Origin of the sequence: Bacillus sp. S2(2024) (assembly GCF_050474045.1) — a bacterium.
Lineage (GTDB): Bacteria > Bacillota > Bacilli > Bacillales > Bacillaceae_G > Bacillus_A > Bacillus_A yunxiaonensis.
The window spans coordinates 3,131,712-3,151,293 of sequence record NZ_JBFLUS010000003.1; the positions used below are offsets into that span (position 1 = coordinate 3,131,712).

General features: G+C 37.1%; 20 protein-coding genes, 3 pseudogenes and 1 riboswitch. Of the genes and pseudogenes, 7 read left to right on the top strand and 16 right to left on the bottom strand.

The genetic code is table 11. The annotated features are described in order from the left end of the window. Positions 1-47: 47 nt before the first annotated feature. The 3 genes and pseudogenes from AB1284_RS15765 to AB1284_RS15775 all read right to left on the bottom strand — a co-directional run bounded on the left by AB1284_RS15765 (position 48) and on the right by AB1284_RS15775 (position 2,939). Positions 48-992, bottom strand: coding sequence for a LacI family DNA-binding transcriptional regulator (locus AB1284_RS15765; protein WP_429753981.1), 945 nt, complete (start codon positions 990-992; stop codon positions 48-50). Positions 993-1,107: 115 nt separating this feature from the next. Then, on the bottom strand, positions 1,108-2,274 hold the full coding sequence (locus AB1284_RS15770) for a cation:proton antiporter (protein ID WP_429753980.1): 1,167 nt from the start codon (positions 2,272-2,274) through the stop codon (positions 1,108-1,110). A 178-nt stretch (positions 2,275-2,452) separates the two neighbouring features. Next, positions 2,453-2,939, bottom strand: a pseudogene (locus tag AB1284_RS15775) (GNAT family N-acetyltransferase). Positions 2,940-3,017: 78 nt separating this feature from the next. Here AB1284_RS15775 and AB1284_RS15780 point away from each other — a divergent pair. Further along, on the top strand, positions 3,018-3,944 hold the full coding sequence (locus tag AB1284_RS15780) for an alpha/beta hydrolase (protein WP_429753979.1): 927 nt from the start codon (positions 3,018-3,020) through the stop codon (positions 3,942-3,944). An 8-nt stretch (positions 3,945-3,952) separates the two neighbouring features. On the opposite strand, the gene AB1284_RS15785 is transcribed toward AB1284_RS15780, so the two are convergent. Together AB1284_RS15785 and AB1284_RS15790 are read right to left on the bottom strand one after the other, a co-directional pair. Beyond that, positions 3,953-4,414 carry a DUF4352 domain-containing protein gene (locus tag AB1284_RS15785; RefSeq protein WP_429753978.1) on the bottom strand — a complete coding sequence of 154 codons (462 nt, stop codon included), beginning with the start codon at positions 4,412-4,414 and terminating at the stop codon, positions 3,953-3,955. Positions 4,415-4,634: 220 nt separating this feature from the next. Beyond that, entirely contained in the window at positions 4,635-4,877 is a 243-nt protein-coding gene (locus tag AB1284_RS15790; RefSeq protein ID WP_336481529.1) for a DUF2552 family protein, read from the bottom strand. A gap of 143 nt (positions 4,878-5,020) precedes the next feature. Between AB1284_RS15790 and AB1284_RS15795 the strand changes: the two genes are divergently transcribed. Next, positions 5,021-5,224, top strand: a complete 204-nt coding sequence (locus AB1284_RS15795) for a CDGSH iron-sulfur domain-containing protein (RefSeq protein ID WP_098310653.1) — start codon at positions 5,021-5,023, stop codon at positions 5,222-5,224. A 34-nt stretch (positions 5,225-5,258) separates the two neighbouring features. On the opposite strand, the gene crcB is transcribed toward AB1284_RS15795, so the two are convergent. Next, positions 5,259-5,612: a fluoride efflux transporter CrcB gene (gene crcB / locus AB1284_RS15800; protein WP_429753977.1), complete on the bottom strand. Its 354-nt coding sequence runs from the start codon at positions 5,610-5,612 to the stop codon at positions 5,259-5,261. Continuing rightward, positions 5,609-6,013 carry a fluoride efflux transporter FluC gene (locus AB1284_RS15805; RefSeq protein ID WP_429753976.1) on the bottom strand — a complete coding sequence of 135 codons (405 nt, stop codon included), beginning with the start codon at positions 6,011-6,013 and terminating at the stop codon, positions 5,609-5,611. The genes crcB and AB1284_RS15805 overlap by 4 nt, the downstream gene beginning before the upstream one ends. 165 nt (positions 6,014-6,178) lie before the next feature. Beyond that, a riboswitch (FMN riboswitch) is annotated at positions 6,179-6,322 on the top strand. 263 nt (positions 6,323-6,585) lie between these two features. On the opposite strand from AB1284_RS15805, the gene ribD reads away from it, so the two are divergent. From ribD to ribH, 4 genes are read left to right on the top strand one after another with little or no spacing between them, the layout of a single operon-like run. Next, entirely contained in the window at positions 6,586-7,698 is a 1,113-nt protein-coding gene (ribD, locus tag AB1284_RS15810; protein ID WP_429753975.1) for a bifunctional diaminohydroxyphosphoribosylaminopyrimidine deaminase/5-amino-6-(5-phosphoribosylamino)uracil reductase RibD, read from the top strand. Then, positions 7,679-8,323, top strand: coding sequence for a riboflavin synthase (gene ribE, locus AB1284_RS15815; RefSeq protein WP_429753974.1), 645 nt, complete (start codon positions 7,679-7,681; stop codon positions 8,321-8,323). Before ribD ends, ribE begins: the two co-directional genes overlap by 20 nt. Before the next feature lie 13 nt (positions 8,324-8,336). After that, entirely contained in the window at positions 8,337-9,530 is a 1,194-nt protein-coding gene (locus AB1284_RS15820) for a bifunctional 3,4-dihydroxy-2-butanone-4-phosphate synthase/GTP cyclohydrolase II (RefSeq protein ID WP_429753973.1), read from the top strand. A gap of 22 nt (positions 9,531-9,552) precedes the next feature. Beyond that, entirely contained in the window at positions 9,553-10,014 is a 462-nt protein-coding gene (gene ribH, locus AB1284_RS15825; RefSeq protein WP_429753972.1) for a 6,7-dimethyl-8-ribityllumazine synthase, read from the top strand. 132 nt (positions 10,015-10,146) lie between these two features. Here the strand turns inward: ribH and AB1284_RS15830 are convergent. From AB1284_RS15830 to AB1284_RS15865, 8 genes and pseudogenes are all read right to left on the bottom strand, one after another. After that, positions 10,147-10,368, bottom strand: a pseudogene (locus AB1284_RS15830) (hypothetical protein); the annotation flags it as partial. A gap of 219 nt (positions 10,369-10,587) precedes the next feature. Then, positions 10,588-11,586 (bottom strand): biotin synthase BioB, encoded by a 999-nt coding sequence (bioB, locus tag AB1284_RS15835; RefSeq protein ID WP_429753971.1) that lies wholly within the window; start codon positions 11,584-11,586, stop codon positions 10,588-10,590. Beyond that, positions 11,540-12,397, bottom strand: a complete 858-nt coding sequence (gene bioC / locus AB1284_RS15840; RefSeq protein WP_429753970.1) for a malonyl-ACP O-methyltransferase BioC — start codon at positions 12,395-12,397, stop codon at positions 11,540-11,542. The genes bioB and bioC overlap by 47 nt, the downstream gene beginning before the upstream one ends. Then, complete coding sequence (locus AB1284_RS15845) at positions 12,363-13,112, bottom strand: alpha/beta fold hydrolase (RefSeq protein WP_429753969.1); 750 nt, start codon at positions 13,110-13,112, stop codon at positions 12,363-12,365. Before AB1284_RS15845 ends, bioC begins: the two co-directional genes overlap by 35 nt. Continuing rightward, positions 13,109-14,296: an 8-amino-7-oxononanoate synthase gene (gene bioF, locus AB1284_RS15850; RefSeq protein ID WP_429753968.1), complete on the bottom strand. Its 1,188-nt coding sequence runs from the start codon at positions 14,294-14,296 to the stop codon at positions 13,109-13,111. Before bioF ends, AB1284_RS15845 begins: the two co-directional genes overlap by 4 nt. Beyond that, positions 14,262-14,990: a dethiobiotin synthase gene (gene bioD / locus AB1284_RS15855; RefSeq protein WP_429753967.1), complete on the bottom strand. Its 729-nt coding sequence runs from the start codon at positions 14,988-14,990 to the stop codon at positions 14,262-14,264. The genes bioF and bioD overlap by 35 nt, the downstream gene beginning before the upstream one ends. Next, positions 14,990-16,369: an adenosylmethionine--8-amino-7-oxononanoate transaminase gene (bioA, locus tag AB1284_RS15860; RefSeq protein WP_429753966.1), complete on the bottom strand. Its 1,380-nt coding sequence runs from the start codon at positions 16,367-16,369 to the stop codon at positions 14,990-14,992. Before bioA ends, bioD begins: the two co-directional genes overlap by 1 nt. A gap of 123 nt (positions 16,370-16,492) precedes the next feature. Beyond that, positions 16,493-16,849, bottom strand: a complete 357-nt coding sequence (locus AB1284_RS15865; RefSeq protein ID WP_429753965.1) for a hypothetical protein — start codon at positions 16,847-16,849, stop codon at positions 16,493-16,495. Between the two features lie 122 nt (positions 16,850-16,971). Between AB1284_RS15865 and AB1284_RS15870 the strand changes: the two are divergent. Continuing rightward, positions 16,972-17,279 (top strand): annotated as a pseudogene (locus AB1284_RS15870) (Na+/H+ antiporter NhaC family protein); the annotation flags it as partial. Positions 17,280-17,296: 17 nt separating this feature from the next. On the opposite strand, the gene AB1284_RS15875 reads toward AB1284_RS15870, so the two are convergent. Then, the gene (locus AB1284_RS15875; protein ID WP_429753964.1) at positions 17,297-19,495 is read right to left on the bottom strand and encodes a bifunctional 2',3'-cyclic-nucleotide 2'-phosphodiesterase/3'-nucleotidase; all 2,199 of its coding nucleotides are present in this window, start codon (positions 19,493-19,495) and stop codon (positions 17,297-17,299) included. Positions 19,496-19,582 lie beyond the last annotated feature (87 nt).

Consider the following 19,582-nt stretch of genomic DNA (forward strand, 5'->3'; position numbering starts at 1 on the left):
CCTACGAGTAACAAAATAGAAAAAAGGTGCGTATTCTCACGCACCTTTTACTTTGTTGATCCTCTCTCAATTAGAACGAAATCTAAATCAGCTACCTCTTGGTTATATTCCACCTTTTTTATTTTTGCAATTAACTTATGAATAGCAAGTGCTCCTACACTTGTTATCGGGGGAGCAATTGTCGTTAAAGCTGGCGTGGACCACTCTCCTTGTACACTTCCACTCAAGCCAATAACTTGTAAATGTTTCGGAATGGAGATATAAAGTTTTTGGGCAGCACGAATAAAGTCAATTCCTACAATATCGCTACAAGTAACGATTCCATCTATGTATGGATGTTTTTGTAATACCTCCGCAGCTATTTGTTCTGAATCTATCTCTTTCCTATGCATTTCTATAACTCGGTAAGATATCTTCTTCTCCCAAACCGCGTCTAAAAAACCAGTGAAATGTTCTTCCATCGCTTCATTACTTGTATCTTCATGAATATAGGCAAGAAACTGACATCCTTTCTCTTCTAAAACAGAAACAGCTTGTATCGCTGCATTATAATAATGTAAGGCAACCCGCTCGACCGAATCGACAATTACAAACGGAACTGATACTATTTCTTTTTGCAAGCTTTCATATACATCACGTGTCATAATAACACCTGCAATATTATTTTGCTCCAATACATCCATGTAACCACGCTTATGTTTCATATTGCATATAACAATTTGATACCCTTTTTTGTAGGCTTCTTCTTCAATAACTGTAAGTAATGGCAAGGATGCCGGGTCTTGTAAATCAGGTATAAGCAGAGCAATCATCGTAGAAGATTTTTTAAATAGCGCCTTGGCCACCGCATTTGGTTTATATTGCAACTCCTCAATTGCTTTCTTCACTTGCTTAACCGTATCTTCGTGTACATACCCTTTTTCATTTAATACTCGTGAAACTGTTGCGACTGAAACTCCTGCCAACTTTGCAACATCGCGTATCGTTGCCACATCTTCACCCCTCAACATGGAAATGGTTTACAATTTTACCGTAAAGCAAAATAAAGTCTACGTCAAGGTTATTATCGCATATTTCTGAAAATTGTTACATGAAAAAAAGAAATGCTTACACAGCACTTCTTTCTTCTTTCAATTGCTTGTCTTTTATCGCAAAAGCTTTCTTCAACATCGGCGGTGTAATCATCGTTGTCAAAATAACAATAATAACAATCGCTGTAAAGTAATCTTGCGCTAATAATCCTGAAGACAAACCTTGTCCTGCAATAATTAGGGCTACTTCGCCACGTGAAACCATTCCAGATCCAATAATTGTAGAAGACTGAAGATCAAAACCTGTCATACGTGCTCCAAGGCCACAACCAACCAATTTCGTTAAAACAGCAATTACTGTTAAAATGGCGATAAACCAAATTTTATCTCCAATTCCCGCAAACGTAATATTCATTCCAATACTTACAAAGAAAATAGGAACAAACATTGCATAGGCAATTGGTTCAACTTTCTTCTCAACTTCATGTTTATAATCTGTTTGGGAGATAGCAATCCCTGCCGCAAACGCTCCGATAATTCCCGCTATTCCTAATAATTCTCCAAAATAAGCAAAGGAGAAACAAATAATAAGGGCTGCGCTAATAATAGATTCTGACACACGAAGCGGAGAAAGTAAGCGCATAATCATCGGAACACCTTTCCACCCAATCAGGATAATAGCTGCGAAGAAGACAACCTTTTTCAAAATAATCATTGTTAAATTTACATCACCTGCACCTAAAAAACTCATGGCAAATGCAAGTAAAATAACAACGAGGATATCATCAAACACAGCTGCGCCAAGCATTGTTGTACTTTCGCGCGTTTTCATTTTCCCTAAATCCCGAAGCGTTTGCACAGAGATACTAACGCTAGTTGCACAAAGAAGTAAGCCTAAAAAGACTGCATTTGCTTGCTCCATTCCCATAATCAGACCGGCAACATAGCCACCTAAAAACGGCATAATAATTCCACCAACTGCTACTGCTAAAGAAGAATTGCGATTTTCATTTAGTTCCTTTAAATCCGTTTCTAAACCAGCCATAAACATGAGGAGAATAACCCCAACCTCACTTAATTGCTTCAGTAAATCCGTATTATCAATTAATCCTAATACTGCTGGACCAATTATAATACCAACAATAAGTTTTCCAAGTACAGACGGTTGCCCTAGCCTGACACTTAAGTCACCCGCAAGCTTTGTACTTAGCAAAATTACTGCTAATTGAAAGAAAAATATCATCTCATCTCTCCTTTTCTCATCCTAATCATTAGAATCATTATAATTATATATGATGTATACCAGTCTGTGAAATTATCAAATTAGCACATTTATATAATTATCCCACTCATTTTCTCCCAATAAATTCCTTCAACAAAAAACCTTCCTATTTATAAAATAAGGGCACATATTAACCTATCTAACCTTTAATCTTACATAACTTTTTTTCAAACTCAATTTCATGTAAGATTGAAATCCCATCATAACCAATAATCGGAATTTCTTGCTTCAGCTTACGGGCTTCTTGCACGGCATCTATATATAAATTTGTCATAGTAAATCCTCGTTTTTGATAAAATCGAATCGCATTTACATTATCATTCGTCGTAATAAGCCAAACCTTTTCACAAAATTGTTTCTTTGCCACATCTATTACACACCCTACAAGCTGTGTACCAATCCCTCTTTTTTCTTTGAAACTGTCAAGTGATACAATTTCACAATTTTTATTCATAATATGTGACAATTCCTATTATTCTGTCATTTTCAACTGCAATAAATCCTGGTAATTGATCTAATTGATGGACATGTCCTTTTGAAACCATTACAGTACTTCCCCAATTTTCTTTCATAAATTGACTAATTTCTTCTTGCATCTCTGCTTTTATATTTTGAATTCTCACCATACTCATTTCTCTCACCTTTACATATTGTTATGATACAATATAATTGTATCATATGTATTGTAGCTTGGAGGATGGAGTATGAAAGCGTTTTTGAAGGTATTATTAACGATAGTGGGTACTCTTATTGGCATTGGCATTTTCTTCACGAATAAAGTCATGTATTTAAAGAAAAAAACCGAAAAAGAAATTTTAGAACGTGAAACAAAACAGCATTTTCGCTTAGAGGACTTTGAAGCTCTCTCAAAGGAAGAAGTATACCTCTCTTCTCAATATGGTTATAACATTCATGGTTACTATATTCCTACTAGCGGCCATTCAAATAAGTTCATGATTTTTTGTCACGGCGTAACCGTCAACAAAATGAACTCGGTAAAATATGCGAATTTATTTTTGAACAGAGGATTCAATGTAGTTATTTACGATCATCGTCGTCACGGACAAACAGGAGGAAAAACAACGAGTTACGGCTATTATGAAAAACACGATTTAAAAACGGTAGTAGATTGGCTCAAACAACGATTTGGTTCAAATATTACACTTGGTATTCATGGTGAATCGATGGGAGCTGCGACATTATTACAATATGCAGGAATGGTTGAAGATGGCGCTGACTTTTACATTGCCGACTGTCCATTCTCTGACTTTTATGAGCAGCTTCATTACCGTTTAAAAGTTGAGTTTCATTTACCAAAGTGGCCTCTTCTACCAATAGCTAACACACTTTTAAAAATGCGTGATGGTTATACACTTCATGAAATTTCTCCAATTGATTGTGTAAAAAATATTAAAAATCCTGTGTTGTTCATCCATAGTAAAGACGATGAATACATTTTATGCAAGATGACGCAAGCATTGTATGAAGCAAAAGAAGGCGCAAAAGAACTCTATATTGCTGAAAAAGGCGCTCATGCTTGTTCATATGCAGAAAATAAAGAGGAATATGAAATGGCAGTTGACCAATTTTTAACAACATACATAAACGAAACAAAAAACAGGCTTTCATAAGCCTGTTTTTATTTTAGTGAAATAACAATTGGTTCATCTTTAGCAAAGTCGGGAGCAAATAACAATTCAGATTCCACCTCTTCTTTAGGCATTTCAAATACGATGCTCGCTTGCAATGAATCGTATGATTTTAGCCTTCTATCATGCAATATATTTGGATTCCTTTTTGTTTGAAATACCCCATATATTTTTCCAGTCATTGAAATAACATTAAACTGAGCAGGTTTCACAACAATACTTTTGTTTCTATTGTTTTTTAAAGAAAAGTTTATAACAAGAAGCGTGTGGTTTTGTTTCGCAGTCCACACATCATAATGCACTTCACGACTTATATTTTTAATATCAAATTCTATTTGATGGGCGGATAAAACCCCTTTGACACTTGATTTATTAACCTGTTCCTCTCTATTACATCCGGCAATACAAAAGCATATAATGATACTTATTATGCTCAATCGTTTCCGCAACAACTTCCACCTTCTTTGCTGTTTCTATCGGTTGTATGATGTACACAATGCGCATTTTTATGCACATGGAAGATCTAATCTATAAGTAAAAATACAAATGAGTCATCCGCATGATTACATAAAAAAGGCAAACTCATCTCCCTATGAGTTTGCCTTTTTCTTATCTCAGCCAACAGTAAAAATCATTTTATTAGAAACGAATACCTACTAATAGCAGCCTATGTTACGCCAATACGTCTGTAACTTGATCCATATTTTCAGAAATCCATTTTACCGCTTCATCTAGTGATAGGAACTCTGTTGTTTGAAATGTGACTTCATCTTGTAATAACCACACATCTTTCACTTCTTGCTGTACACCAGCAATCGACCAATGAAGTAAGCTGTATGGGTGATTATCGTTTAAAAACGATACCCACGTTCGCTCTTGTGCAATGTTTTGTAATGTACGTAATTGTTTGTTCATGTTTATGTTCACCTTAATATCTTTTCAGTATATAACTTATTATATCATTTCTAGTTTCTCACAAAAAGCATTGTTTCTAAACATTGTCAAGTAATTCTAGTAAGTATATGATAGACATAAGCGTTTGGTAAGGAGGTGTAATAATGGAGAAGGTACAAATTAAAGTAAATAATAATGGTTCGTTCCGTATTACAGGGGATGTAGAACTAATCGATGCTGAAGGGAATGTATTTCCAGCTAAACCAGCATTTTCTCTATGCCGTTGTGGGTTATCCCAAAATATGCCGTATTGCGATGGTTCACATAAAGGAAAATTTGAATCTGTTGTACGTGCACCGAAAGAATAAAAAAACACGCGCACAAAAAATGTGCGCGTGTTTTTTACATGCTCCCAATATAAAAACCAGCAAAAGCACTACCGATACCTATTGCATAACTCATAACAAAATATAGTAACGCCTTTTGCCCTTCTCGTTTATGTATAAGTTGTATCATTTCTAGTTGATATGTCGAAAACGTCGTAAATCCCCCCATAAACCCTGTACCACATAACAATATCCACATTTTAGCTACTTTAGCACCAAATAACATGCCGAGTAAAAATGAGCCGATTATATTTATAAAAAATGTTCCATATGGAAAAGCATTTCTGTACTTTTCTTTCGCTACAGTACTAATAAAAAAACGTGTAATGGCACCGAAAAAGCCCCCAATACTGACAAGTAGAATATTCATATGTTTCCTTCTTCCTTCAACCTGCGTTCATACAGCATATTCCCAGCATAAAATCCACTAAAAGCTAAAAGTAATCCCCCTATCATACTTGCGCCCATATATAAAAATGCCATTGTGAATGCTTCATGCTGTAGTAGCTTCAGTGTTTCCACACTAAACGTTGAAAATGTTGTAAACGCCCCAATTATCCCTGTACCAACGGCACTTATCATAAGCGGTGAAACTTGTTTCATCCGAAAAACAGACATCGTTAAAAATGCTAATAAAAAACTGCCACTCATATTGGCTAACCATGTTGCTAATGGAAAAACAGCAGAAGATGTTGTTTCAAAGAGCTGACCTACTCCATAGCGAGCTAAGGCTCCAATAATGCCACCTATTCCTACAGCAATATATTTCATACTTTCACCTCGTTTTAAACACTATATAATTTTTCTACACTAGTATAACAAATTCATTCTCCTCGTTAATGTAAAATTTCACCTCTCCTTTACTTTCATATAATTCTTCACATTCGAATATTTTTTATAGCCTTTTGTCTTTTTTGTGCTATAATGTGAGCAAACAGCATCCTTCGGGGTCGGGTGAAATTCCCAACCGGCGGTGATGAAGTGTACGCTTCTAAGTCCGTGACCCGCTTTCAAGTTGAAAACGGTGGATCTAGTGAGAATCTAGAACCGACAGTATAGTCTGGATGGGAGAAGGATATGTTTTCTAGTACGTATAATAGGATACGCTTATTTCAGCATACACATTTGTATTGTTTATTTTTAGACATACATATGTTTCTTTTCGTATACCATTTGTTTCTCTGCTGAAATAACACGATAACACTAGCATGTGAAAAAATCGATAATTGCTAGGTTTCTTAAGTATACTCTCGTATCCTTCTTATATTTCTAGAAACATCGTCTCTCTCACCCCAAGGATTATTTCCTTGGGGTTTTTTGATTTTTTTAAGAGAGGTGAGTTTATGACAGATCAAGAATATATGGCACTTGCTCTGCAATTAGCAAAAAGTACAGCAGGTCAAACAAGTCCTAATCCAATGGTCGGTGCTGTTGTTGTAAAAGATGGAAATATCATTGGAGTAGGAGCCCATTTACGAGCAGGAACTGAACACGCTGAAGTTCACGCTCTACACATGGCGGGTGAAAACGCTCATGGTGCAACGGTATATGTAACGTTGGAACCGTGCAGTCATCATGGAAGAACCCCACCTTGCTGTGATTTACTCATAAAAAAGAACGTAAGCCGAGTGATCATTGCAGCGCTCGATAGTAATCCGCTCGTTTCAGGTCAAGGTGTCAAGCGTTTACAAGATGCTGGAATTGACGTAACAATTGGTGTACTCGAAAAAGAAGCAAAAGAATTAAATCGTTACTTTTTTCACTACATGAAAACAAAGCGTCCATTTGTAACATTAAAAACAGCAATGAGTCTCGATGGAAAAATTGCTACTCGTACAGGGGAAAGTAAGTGGATTACAAGTGAATCATCACGCGCTGATGTACATCGTTATCGCCATACACACGATGCCATTCTCGTTGGTGTAAATACAATCATTACCGATAATCCACATTTAACAACGCGCCTTGTAAATGGCGGGAAAAATCCGATTCGCGTCGTACTTGATACGCATTTGCGAACGCCACTTTCATCTCATGTAATTAAAGACGGAGAAGCTCCGACATGGATAATCGTCGGAAATGGTGTTTCCAACGAGAAAATAGCAAAATTTCAATCTAATATGGTATCTGTATTACAAATGAAGACGAATCATATCGAAATAAACCAACTGCTCGATCTTCTTGGAGAAAAAAATATTCTTTCTCTCTTTGTCGAAGGCGGACAAACTGTTCATGCAAGTTTCTTAGAAGCAAAATGTTTTCATGAACTGATTACGTATATTAGTCCAAAACTAATTGGTGGTAAAGAAGCTCCAACATGGTTTGGCGGAAATGGTTTCACAAAACTGCAAGATGCACTTACCTTGCACATTCAATCGATGGAACAAATCGGCGATGATATAAAAGTAGTTGCCACCCCAAGAAAAGAGGTGCCTTATGTTCACAGGAATTGTTGAGGAACTCGGAACAATTGCTAACATGCAACAAACCGGTGAAGCAATGCAACTTACAATTTCGGCACAAACAATTTTGTCAGACGTAAACTTAGGTGACAGTATTGCTGTAAACGGGATATGTTTAACCGTCACTTCTTTTACAACACACTCTTTTACCGTTGATGTCATGCCAGAGACGATGCGAGCAACTTCACTGCAAACTCTTAGCCGCAGTTCAAAAGTAAATTTAGAGCGTGCTATGAGTGCAAACGGCCGCTTCGGTGGACATTTCGTTACAGGGCATATTGACGGTATTGGAACAATTGTTGATAAAAGGCGGAGCTATAATGCCGTATATTACAAAATACAATTACCAAATGAACTACTTCGCTATTGTTTACAAAAAGGATCTGTTGCCATTGACGGTACAAGTCTTACAATTTTTGGTGTTGATGACTCTTCTATCACAATCTCCCTCATTCCACACACGTTAAGTCAGTCAGTAATCGGAGAGAAAACTGTCGGCGATATCGTGAATGTCGAGTGCGATATGATTGGAAAATATATTGAACGTTTTATTACGCAGCCAACACCTAAAAAAAGTTCACTTACAGAAAGCTTTTTACAAGACAACGGATTCCTATAAGGGAGGAAATGAAATGTTTCATCGTATTGAAGAAGCACTAGAAGATTTAAAGCAAGGAAAAGTTGTTATCGTATGTGATGATGAACATAGAGAAAACGAAGGGGATTTTATTGCCTTAGGTGAGTACATTACACCGGAAACAATCAATTTCATGATTACACACGGGCGCGGTCTTGTATGTGTTCCGATTACAGAAGAATATGCCGATCGTTTGGAACTAAAGCCAATGGTTTCAAATAATACAGATTCTCACGGCACTGCCTTTACAGTTAGCATCGATCACATTTCAACAACAACTGGTATTAGTGCTCATGAACGTGCAACAACTGTACGTGAGCTACTAAACCCAAAGGCGAAAGCAAGTGATTTTAAGCGTCCTGGACATATTTTTCCATTAATCGCAAAAGCAGGTGGTGTCCTCCGCCGCGCTGGGCATACAGAGGCTGCTGTAGATTTAGCAACATTATGCGGCGCAGAACCAGCAGGTGTCATTTGTGAAATTATAAATGAAGATGGTACGATGGCACGCGTTCCTAATTTATTAGAGATCGCAAAGCAATTTAATCTCAAAATGATTACAATCGAAGACTTAATTGCATATCGCCGTCATCATGAAACGTTAGTACAGCGTGAAGTGGAAATTACTTTACCAACGGAATTTGGTACATTCCAAGCAATTGGCTACTCTAATTCTCTTGACGATAAAGAACATATCGCTCTTATAAAAGGAGATGTCTCCACAGGTGAACCAACTCTTGTACGCGTCCATTCCGAATGTTTAACTGGCGATGTATTTGGATCTTGCCGCTGCGACTGTGGTCCGCAGCTTCATGCAGCCCTTGCTCAAATTGAACAAGAAGGAAAAGGGGTTCTTCTATACATGCGTCAAGAAGGACGCGGCATTGGACTGCTTAATAAATTACGCGCATATAAGCTGCAAGAAGAAGGTTACGATACTGTAGAAGCAAATGAAAAACTTGGCTTTGCAGCTGATCTTCGCGATTATGGTATAGGTGCACAAATTTTAAAAGATTTAGGATTACAGCAACTTCGTCTTTTAACAAATAATCCTCGTAAAATCGCAGGTTTACAAGGTTATGATTTAGAAGTTGTTGAGCGCGTACCATTGCAAATGCCAACAAAAGAAGAAAATAAGGCATATTTACAAACGAAATCAACAAAATTAGGTCACTTATTAAATTTATAATAGATTAAAGGAGAGATACATTATGGTATTCGAAGGTCATTTAGTTGGTACAGGATTAAAAGTAGGTATTGTCGTTGGTCGTTTTAACGAATTTATTACAAGCAAACTATTAGGCGGTGCATTAGACGGTTTAAAGCGTCATGGAGTAGAAGAAAATAATATTGATGTCGCTTGGGTTCCTGGTGCATTTGAAATTCCATTAATCGCAAAAAAAATGGCAAACAGCGGAAAATACGATGCAGTTATTACACTTGGAACAGTGATTCGCGGTGCAACAACGCATTATGATTATGTTTGTAATGAAGTTGCAAAAGGTGTCGCTTCTCTCTCGTTACAAACAGAAATCCCAGTTATCTTCGGCGTATTAACAACAGAAACAATTGAACAAGCAATTGAACGTGCTGGTACAAAAGCTGGAAATAAAGGCTGGGAATCTGCTGTTTCAGCTATTGAAATGGCAAACCTATCCCGCCAGTGGGCATAAAGTGAAACTTCCTTTTGTGAGGGGCTTTTCCTCACAAGAGGTTAGTTGAACCAATCGGGCTCTTATGGCTGGTTAGGTTTCGAGCAAACAACAAAAAGAGGCTTTGGCCTCTTTTTGTTTTCTTATTTTTTATTTTCTCTGTTCCTCTTGCACAATACGAAGCTCTCTACCCACTTCTTTTAAATCATTTCCCTCTGCTTCAATTCCAAAATGCTCAGCTTGATACTGAAAATGCTGTTCAATTCTCGCTTGTATACCTTTCTGTTCAGGATTTTCAATTGCTTTCACTGGGTCTGCACTAATTGCTTTTAAAAAAATAAGAAAGCTCATAACTGCTAATACATATTTATGCATGCAAATCCCTCCAAACCATTGCTAATATCTCTCTTACTATGTACAATTGCGGAGTGGGAAATTCGGTCACGTATTATGGTTATCTTCTTACAAATTGAATGACCATGAGGGTTATATACGTTTTATTACATTTTATTTACAAAAAAGAAAGCTCCTATATCAAGAGCTTTCTTCCCTAATATTTATTGATTTCTCACAACTACCCCGCACATATATTTATTACAACGCACATTCCTCAATCTCAAATCCTAAATCTTCAATCATTCCCCAATCTGCTGTTGGTTCTTGACCAGCTGTCGTTAAATAATCACCAACAAAGATTGAATTTGCAGCAAATAAACCAAGCGGTTGAACAGAGCGTAAGTTAATTTCACGTCCACCAGAAATCCGAATTTCTTTTGACGGATTCACAAAGCGCATCATTGCTAATACTTTCAAGCACTCTATTGGTGTTAATTCTTTTTGCCCTTCTAACGGCGTTCCATTTACAGCAACAAGGAAATTACATGGGATAGAATCCGCATCTAAGCGTTTTAATTCAAAGGCAATTTCTACACGTTGCTCCTTTGTTTCCCCCATTCCGAAAATAGCACCCGAACATGGTGATATACCCGCATGCTTCGCTTTTTCAACTGTATCAACACGATCGTCGTACGTATGAGTTGAGCAAATACTCTCATAATTATCTACATGCGTATTTAAATTGTGATTGTAACGATGCACACCAGCTTCTGCAAGACGCTCCGCTTGATCTTCATTTAAAAAGCCTAAACAACAGCAAATCTTCAAATCAGTCGTATCACGGATTTCTTTTACCGCTCCAATGACATGTTCTACTTCTTTATTAGTTGGACGGCGACCGGAAGCAACAATACAATATGTACCTGCTTTACGGCGAACTGCTTCATGTGCACCTTCTACAATCTTCTCTTGCGTTAACCAAGCATACTTATCAATTGGAGCCTCTGATACGATTGATTGGGAACAATATCCACAATCTTCTGGACATAAACCAGACTTCGTATTAATAATCATATTTAGTTTTACTTTTTTTCCAAAATAATGATGACGAATCACGTACGCAGCATTCATAATTTCTAAAATTTCTTCATCATTTGCTTGCAATATATTTAGTGCTTCTTCTTTCGTTACAGCTCGTCCTTGCACTACCTCAGATGCGATTTGCTTCCAATTTGTTTTCGTTTGTACATGTTTCATTTGTTCTCTTCCCCTCTTTTTTCATATAAGAAAATAAAGCATGATATGTTGCTGCAACTCTTCCATCTTCCATAAAATCTTGTTCATATATGCGAAGCATACTACGAAAAATGGAAGGACTTTGGCAATAAGCTCCTTCGTTACTGTTCGTAGCCCCAACTTTACGAATGGATTGTAAAAACTCACGAACTGTAGCGAAGGTTTCTATGTAACATGTTTCAGCAACATGTATATCCCCTGTTATTCTTTTACATAATCCTTGCAACTGCTGTCCTGTTAAAAAGCTTTGACCAACAGCTGTTTCATCCTCTATTGCACATGCTATTTTTGCACGTTGAAATGACGTATGCAGCTCATGAAACGTTTTATATCCAAATGTTGAAAACAGCAGCACACCATCTTCACATAAATTTTTATATAAATTCGCTAATACAGCTGATAAATCATTTAACCATTGAAACGTTGCATTAGATATCATCACATCATATTTTTCATAAAGTTTAATATGTTCAATGTCTTCACATCGAAATGTAACAGACTCCATATTGCAATGCATTTTTGCTTTCGCAATCATGCTTTCTGCAAAATCAATACCTGTAATCGTCGCATTCGGAAAAGATGTCGCTAGTTTCTCTGTTACGTAACCTGTGCCGCATCCAAGCTCTAAAATATGAATTTGCGCCGCTGCATCGTAATGTTCCTTCATATAAGCAAGCAGCTGGTCTGCCATTTTTTTTTGTACATTTGCATATTGATCATAGGATACAGCAGCTTGATTAAATCGTTTTTGTAATAACGTCTTGTTGATCATTTTGTTGTATCCCCCTTACAAACTGTAGAATTTCTTTAGCACATCGTTCTGCATATGTAAAACAAAGTGCATGTCCAGCTTCTTCTATAATCGTTAGCAATGCATTTGTTTTTTCATTTATATATTGTGCTGCAGACAGAGGACAAATGGTATCAGCCTCTCCGTGAAGAAGTAATAACGGAACATCTATTTGCTGCAGCTGTTCTCTAGCATCTGTTTCTATTAAGTAATCAAGTCCACATTGCAAAGAATAAATTGAATCACCTTGAAACTGCTCAGCTACCTTTAAAAATGCAATTTGCTCTCCAATTTCCTGCTCCGTCTTTGAAAACATGCTTACATAAAATCGTTTCAAGGTAGCATCTTTTTGATTGAGGAGACTTCGCTTCATTCTTTCAACAAAAGACCCTTTCCACCCATGTACATAATCGGAGTCTATTGTAAATTTCGCTGTTCCTCCTAACAAAACAATCCCTTTCGTTTGCAATGAATCATACACTTGAAGAGCTGCCAACGCTCCAAGTGACCAGCCAACTAAAATCACTTCTTTATCTTTAGCTACCTCTATAATTCGTTGCCTGAAATCCTTTTGGTCTTCAGCGTTCCGCCAATGAACAATATGTACCGGAAATTCATGTAAATATGGAAAGAATGATTCCCAAACTTGCTCTTCCATGCCCCATCCAGGAATAAGCACAATGCTAAGTTGCTTCATGAAATCATCCCTTCTTCCTTTCCAATTTGTACAATTCGCTGAACTGCCCATTGTAAATCATCATTCGTATGCTGCGCTGTCACAGCAAACCGAATGCGTGAACTATACTGCGGAACAGTAGGGGGACGAATGGCAATTGCTGCTATTCCCGCTTCTTGCAATTTCATACTAAAACGAAGCGTTGCCTCATTAGAACCCACGATAACAGGAACAATATGCGTAGTGCTATCTCCAATATAAAAACCAGCCTCTAGCAACGCAGTGCGAAAATATCCGCCATTTTCTATTAACCTTTGACCATATGTTTCATCTTTGCTAACAATTTCAATTGCTTTCCCGATTGCTCCAAGCACTCCTGGAGGTAAAGCAGTTGTAAAAATAAAACCACGCATAGTATTAATCATATAATCGATACAAACAGCATTTCCGGTAATATAAGCACCGTAACAGCCCAGCGCTTTACTAAATGTACCCATATGAATATCTATTCGCTTTGCTAATTCTGGATGGTTATGAGCAAGGCCTGCTCCATTCTTGCCGTATACTCCGCCAGCATGCGCCTCATCAACCATAAGAAGTGCTCCGTACTTTTCTTTCAGTATTACTAGGTTCTCTAGATGAGCCCTATCTCCATCCATGCTAAAAATAGTATCTGTAACAATAAGCTTTCGTTTTTCTGCTGGAGCAGATTTCAGCAATCTCTCTAAATGTTCCAAATCATTATGACGATAGCGCTTATGCTCTGCACCGCTTAATACAATGCCATCTACAATACTTGCATGATTGAGCTTATCGCTAAACACCATGTCATGCCTGCCTACAAGTGAAGAAATTGCTCCAACATTTGCCGTGTAGCCGCTATTCATAATTAGTGCTTTTTCAGTTTCTTTCCATGCGCATATACGTTGTTCAATTTCTTCATACAACGGATAGTTACCTACAACAAGACGGGACGCCGTTGCTCCGGTTCCATATCTTTTTGTTGCTTCCACTGCCGCTTCTTTTAACTGTTCATCTCCAGCTAATCCTAAGTAATTATTTGAAGCTAAATTTAGCATCCTCTTTCCATTTCGAACGAGCCACGTTTTTTCTGCGTGTTCCGTCATGAATAATGTTCGGTGTTGTGATGTTTCTGTAAGACTCATTAATTTAGACTGAAAATGTGCTTCCCACACTGGATTCATGGCGCAAAAACTCCTCTAACCTTGAGATAGCAATGCTCTCTTCTGCTGCTTGTAATAATTCTTTTCGCGTAAAGCCTTCACGAAGTGCTGGTAATAATCCAATAACCGGTACGTCACTTAACTCTTCAATCATTTTTTTATTTTCTAGCACTCTCTCTTTTTCATTTTGTTGGCATCCGGAAAAAATGACACCTGCGACTGATAGACCGTGTGCTTTTGCATAAGAAATAGTTAAGACAGTATGATTCACTGTACCAAGTGTTGGCCTTGCTACAATAAGCAATGGTAGTTGCAGCTGTTTCGCAAAATCTACAACAAGGGCATCGTCTGTGTAAGGAACTACAAGTCCGCCAGCACCTTCTATAAATAAAGAGTCAAATTGTTTCGATAATTCTTCATAATGACTTGTAATATCTGATAATAATACTTGTCGCCCTGCTCGCTTCATTGCTAGACGAGGCGCAAGCGGTTCTTCAACTGAGTAAGGACAAATCTCTTCGCATGATATTGTTACACCAGCAGCTGCTTTCAACCGAGCAGCATCACCTTCTGGATGGGAAGAAAGATGACCGCTTTGCAATGGTTTATAGACACCGATATTATATCCAAGTTGACGAAGCACACCTGCTAATGCACCTGTTACAACCGTTTTACCAACTTCAGTATCAGTTGCTGTTACAAAGAAACCACTCATCATTCGCCCTCCGTTACCTCTTGAATTGCTTGATGTAAAATCATAATCATATCATCAAGTTCTTCTATTGTAGAAGCGAGCGGTGGCATAAATACAACAACATTTCCTAACGGACGAAGAATCATACCTAAATCACGTGCTCTTCTACAAACCTTCACACCCATCTGTTCCCGCCAAGAATATCCTTCTTTCGTTTCTTTGTTTTGTACGAGCTCAAGACCAATCATAAAACCACGCTGACGAATATCTCCCACATGTTTACATTCATGAAAAACTTCTAACCGTTTTGCAATATATTCCGCTTTATGAGCAACAGCTTCTATAAGATTTGTAGTTTCAAATAATTTCAAATTCGCAAGTGCTACTGCACAACCTAATGGATTCCCTGTATAACTATGACCATGGAAAAATGTTTTTTGCTCCTCATAGTCACCTAAAAAAGCATTATAAATTTCATCTGTCGTTACTGTAATTGCAACTGGTAAATATCCTCCTGTTAACCCTTTTCCAGCTGTTAATATATCCGGTGTAACGCCCTCATGTTCACATGCAAACATTTTACCCGTTCTGCCAAATCCTGTGGCTACTTCATCTGTAATAAGAAGAACATTGTAAGCTGTACAAAGTTCTCGCAATCCTTTTAAATAGCCCTCTGGCATGGTAATAATGCCGCTCGCTCCTTGTACAAGAGGTTCTACAATAACAGCTGCTACTTCCTCGTGATTTTGTCGCAACAACTCTTCCATTTCTTCTAAATGTTTTTTCACAATAACTTGCTGATTTTCCCCATAAGGAGAACGATATGTATACGGATATGGTACTTTTAACGTATCAAATAGAAGTGTACTATACACTTGGTGAAACATATCAATAGCTCCAACAGATACCGCTCCAATTGTGTCGCCATGATAAGCTTCTTTCATCGTAATAAATTTTTTCTTTTCAGGTTTTCCTTTATGCTGCCAATATTGAAATGCCATTTTAATTGCAATCTCAACCGATGTGGCACCAGAATCAGAATAAAAAACTTTCTTCAGTCCATTTGGTACAATTTCAATAATTTTTTCGGCTAACAAAATACTTGGTACATTCGCAATACCTAGCAATGTAGAGTGTGCTATTTTATTTAATTGCTCACGAATGGCGTCATCTAGCTCTTGTACATGATGGCCGTGAACATTGAGCCAAATGGAAGATACACCATCCCAGTAGCCTTTTCCATTCACATCGTATAATTTTCTTCCTTCTCCTCGTTCAATAATGACGGGATCATCCTCCAAGTAATCTTTCATTTGGGTAAATGGATGCCATACATAGTCCTTATTTTTTTGAGCTAGTTCCTCATATGTAAAAGTTTGATCAATACTCCTTACAGTCATGATTGTCACCTCTAATGTTAACTTATTTTAATTTAAAGTTAACATTAGAGAGGAAACACTGTCAATTCTTTTTCAAACAACAATATTCTCAAAAAAGAACATCTTATCAAATGATAAGCCGCCCTATTTACTATGCTGGATTTTATCAATCTCCTGAATGAATTGTTCATCTGTTTTGCCTTCTATTTCAATTCCTAGCTCTTTTGCATACTCTCGAAGAAGCTCTTGGCGCTTTTTAGAGCGCACTGCATCTATTTGTTCTTTTGTTTTCCCTTCTGTAGAAACTCCTAATTTATTAGCTGTTTTATGCATTTTCTCTTCTTCACTTATGCTCTTTTCTTTTTTACTTTGTTGTATCGTTTCTTTCAGTCTTTCAGCACTTGTCTTTATTAAATTAGGAGATACCGCAACCGCTTTATAAATTCCAGCATCGCCGACGACTATGAACACCATAGAAACAATTATTATTTTCATCTTCATATTTTCTCTTTCTCTCGCATTCATTATAACGAACAAATTATTATAATTTGTGTTAATTTTCTTTATATTACTCCTATCGTATACATTTAAAAATAACTATCGACATTCTTCTCTTATTTATAATAAAAATTAACTTTTTACTCGGTGAACAATACTTATCAATTATCTTACCCGGTCAAGCATTTGCAGAAAAATACGATGAGCTGAGATTAACACGTCGCAATCTATCACGTGTATTAGAAGATGCCGGTACAGTTATTAATTCGCTCGTACTGTGGGTAGTGGTGTATTTCTCGCAAGTGTCCTAAAAGTACCAACAATGAGCTACCTTCCATACACCGTTTTCTGTTTACTTTGTCCAATCATCACTTTACTTGTTGGATTCACAGGCATTAGCCTTTCATGGAATGAAGAACAGTCCGCTGCTTAGCAGTGGACTGTTCTTCATTATTTATTTAATTTCTTTCTTCTAAATAGTGCTAGCGCACCTGCACCAATACATGCTAGTCCTGCTGCTAATGTCGTAAACACATTCGTTCCTGTATTTGGCAAACTATGATCTGTTTTTTCTTGATCTTGGACTGAATCTACTGTTGTTGACTTCTCTTCGCCATTCTTATTATCTTCTGGTGTTTTCGGCTGATCTCCACCGTTATTATGATCTGTCGGCGTTGTTGGTTTATCATTCTCGTTATCTCCACCAGTTGATTCATTCTTTTTCGTTAAATCAATTGCGTATTTTGCAAATTCATTTTCTGATGGACCAACATAAGAAATATTCCCGTCTTTTTCTATATATTTTTGGGCGTTCGGAGAAGAATCAAATGTGACATTCAATTTCTCACCGGTAACTGTTTTAAACGCCCAGTTTTTATCGGCTGTTGGGTTAATTGTTTTCATTTGTTTCATATATTCTACAATAATTTGACGCGTTTCATCAGGAGATTGCAAAATTACTTCTCCTTTACTTACACCTGGGAATGTTTGACTGCTACCACGGTAATTATTTGTTGCTACAACAAACTCTTGATTGTCTGTTACTGGTTTTCCATTATACGTTAAGTTCACAATACGATTGGCAGCTTCATTTACAACTTTTCCATCTTTGTCAAACTTAGCTGGCTGCGTTACATCAATTTCATATTTAACACCATCTAATACATCGAAATTATATGTTGGATAATTTATATTTACTAATTTTTGCTCATCTGTTTTACTTGGATCAATTTGGTTAAATTGACCAGCAGACATCTCTAACCAATCTTTCAACTGAGTACCATTTATCTTCACTGCATATAATGTATTTGGATATACGTATAAGTCCGCAACGTTTTTAATTGCAAGTGTTCCAGCCGGAATATCTGTATAATATGTAGATCCGTTACGTCCACCTGCTTTAAAAGGTGCACCCGCCGATAAAATTGGCATACCTTCAAATTTTGTCCCCTTCATTTTCTGCTCTGTATACCACTTTTGTGCATTTGTTACAATTTGAACAGATGGATCATCTTGTACAAGCGCAAAATAACTATTGATTGGTGCTGTTGTTTCACCAACTGGTGTATTCACATATTTAATTGTCGCTTCATGATCATCTTTCACTGCTTCTACTAAAGATTTATCTGATTCTACTAAAGCATTTCCTTTACTGTCTGCAATTGGACGAACAGAAGGTTTAGATTTATCTTTTTGCACTTCCCATTTTCCATTAACTTGCTTCAATTCCATATCAATAATTCCTAAGTTACTCCCAAAAGCACCAGGCATTACAACCGGAACGCCATTAAATGTATCAGTTACAACCGTATGGGAATGTCCTGTTAATACCGCATCGACACCTGGAAGATTCGTTAAATAGAACGAAGCATTTTCCATTCCAATATTGTATCCACTCTTATCAATACCAGAATGGGCCAATGCAACAATAATATCTGCACCTTCAGCTTTCATTTTTGGAACCATTTTTTTCGCTGTCTCTACAATATCTTTCGCTTTTACTTTTCCTTCTAAATTTGCTTTATCCCAGCTCATAATTTGCGGTGGAACAAAGCCCATTACACCAATTTTCACTTTATGTTTCTGACCGGACTCATCTTCTACCTCTTTTTCAAATATATGATACGGTTTGAAGTAATTTTGGTCATTTTCTTCATTACTATCTTCGTCATCTTTATATACATTAGAGTTAATTACAGGAAACTCTGTTTTGCTAATCGCTTTGTTTAAAAAGTCTAAACCATAGTTAAACTCGTGGTTTCCAAGAGAAATAACGTCATACTTCATCATGTTCATTAAACGATATAATGGATGCACATAGTTTCCATCTAGCCCTTTTACTTTTGCTACATAATCGCCAAGCGGTGTTCCTTGCAGTGCGTCTCCATCATCAAATAAAACAGAGTTTTTTGATTCTTCCTTCGCTTGCTTCACAAGAGTCGCTGTTTGAACTAATCCTACTTTATTATCTGTTTTTGTTTGATAGTAATCATAATTCATTAAGTTTACATGAATATCAGAAGTTTCTAATATTCTTAGTTTTACAGTACTTTCCTCCCCCTCTGCATATGCAGGTGTAGGCCATACTTGCGGAGCAATCACTCCCAATGCAAGTGCAGCACCAGCTAACGTTTTTGTCGATTTTTTCACATAAAATCCCCCTTGTAAAATAATCCCAAGCGACAAAATAGAATAGTAGTGTGTATCCCTTCACACCGTCAAATTCTGAAAGAAGTT

Coding starts and splice junctions, on each gene's coding strand:
- bioB (WP_429753971.1), bottom strand. CDS start 11,586: ATGAAACATGTACAAACGAAAACAAATTGGAAGCAAATCGCATCTGAG.
- AB1284_RS15805 (WP_429753976.1), bottom strand. CDS start 6,013: ATGAAATATATTGCTGTAGGAATAGGTGGCATTATTGGAGCCTTAGCT.
- AB1284_RS15780 (WP_429753979.1), top strand. CDS start 3,018: ATGAAAGCGTTTTTGAAGGTATTATTAACGATAGTGGGTACTCTTATT.
- crcB (WP_429753977.1), bottom strand. CDS start 5,612: ATGAATATTCTACTTGTCAGTATTGGGGGCTTTTTCGGTGCCATTACA.
- bioD (WP_429753967.1), bottom strand. CDS start 14,990: ATGAGTGGTTTCTTTGTAACAGCAACTGATACTGAAGTTGGTAAAACG.
- AB1284_RS15845 (WP_429753969.1), bottom strand. CDS start 13,112: ATGAAGCAACTTAGCATTGTGCTTATTCCTGGATGGGGCATGGAAGAG.
- bioA (WP_429753966.1), bottom strand. CDS start 16,369: ATGACTGTAAGGAGTATTGATCAAACTTTTACATATGAGGAACTAGCT.
- ribD (WP_429753975.1), top strand. CDS start 6,586: ATGACAGATCAAGAATATATGGCACTTGCTCTGCAATTAGCAAAAAGT.
- AB1284_RS15795 (WP_098310653.1), top strand. CDS start 5,021: ATGGAGAAGGTACAAATTAAAGTAAATAATAATGGTTCGTTCCGTATT.
- ribH (WP_429753972.1), top strand. CDS start 9,553: ATGGTATTCGAAGGTCATTTAGTTGGTACAGGATTAAAAGTAGGTATT.
- bioC (WP_429753970.1), bottom strand. CDS start 12,397: ATGATCAACAAGACGTTATTACAAAAACGATTTAATCAAGCTGCTGTA.
- ribE (WP_429753974.1), top strand. CDS start 7,679: ATGTTCACAGGAATTGTTGAGGAACTCGGAACAATTGCTAACATGCAA.
- bioF (WP_429753968.1), bottom strand. CDS start 14,296: ATGAATCCAGTGTGGGAAGCACATTTTCAGTCTAAATTAATGAGTCTT.
- AB1284_RS15770 (WP_429753980.1), bottom strand. CDS start 2,274: ATGATATTTTTCTTTCAATTAGCAGTAATTTTGCTAAGTACAAAGCTT.
- AB1284_RS15790 (WP_336481529.1), bottom strand. CDS start 4,877: ATGAACAAACAATTACGTACATTACAAAACATTGCACAAGAGCGAACG.
- AB1284_RS15820 (WP_429753973.1), top strand. CDS start 8,337: ATGTTTCATCGTATTGAAGAAGCACTAGAAGATTTAAAGCAAGGAAAA.
- AB1284_RS15865 (WP_429753965.1), bottom strand. CDS start 16,849: ATGAAGATGAAAATAATAATTGTTTCTATGGTGTTCATAGTCGTCGGC.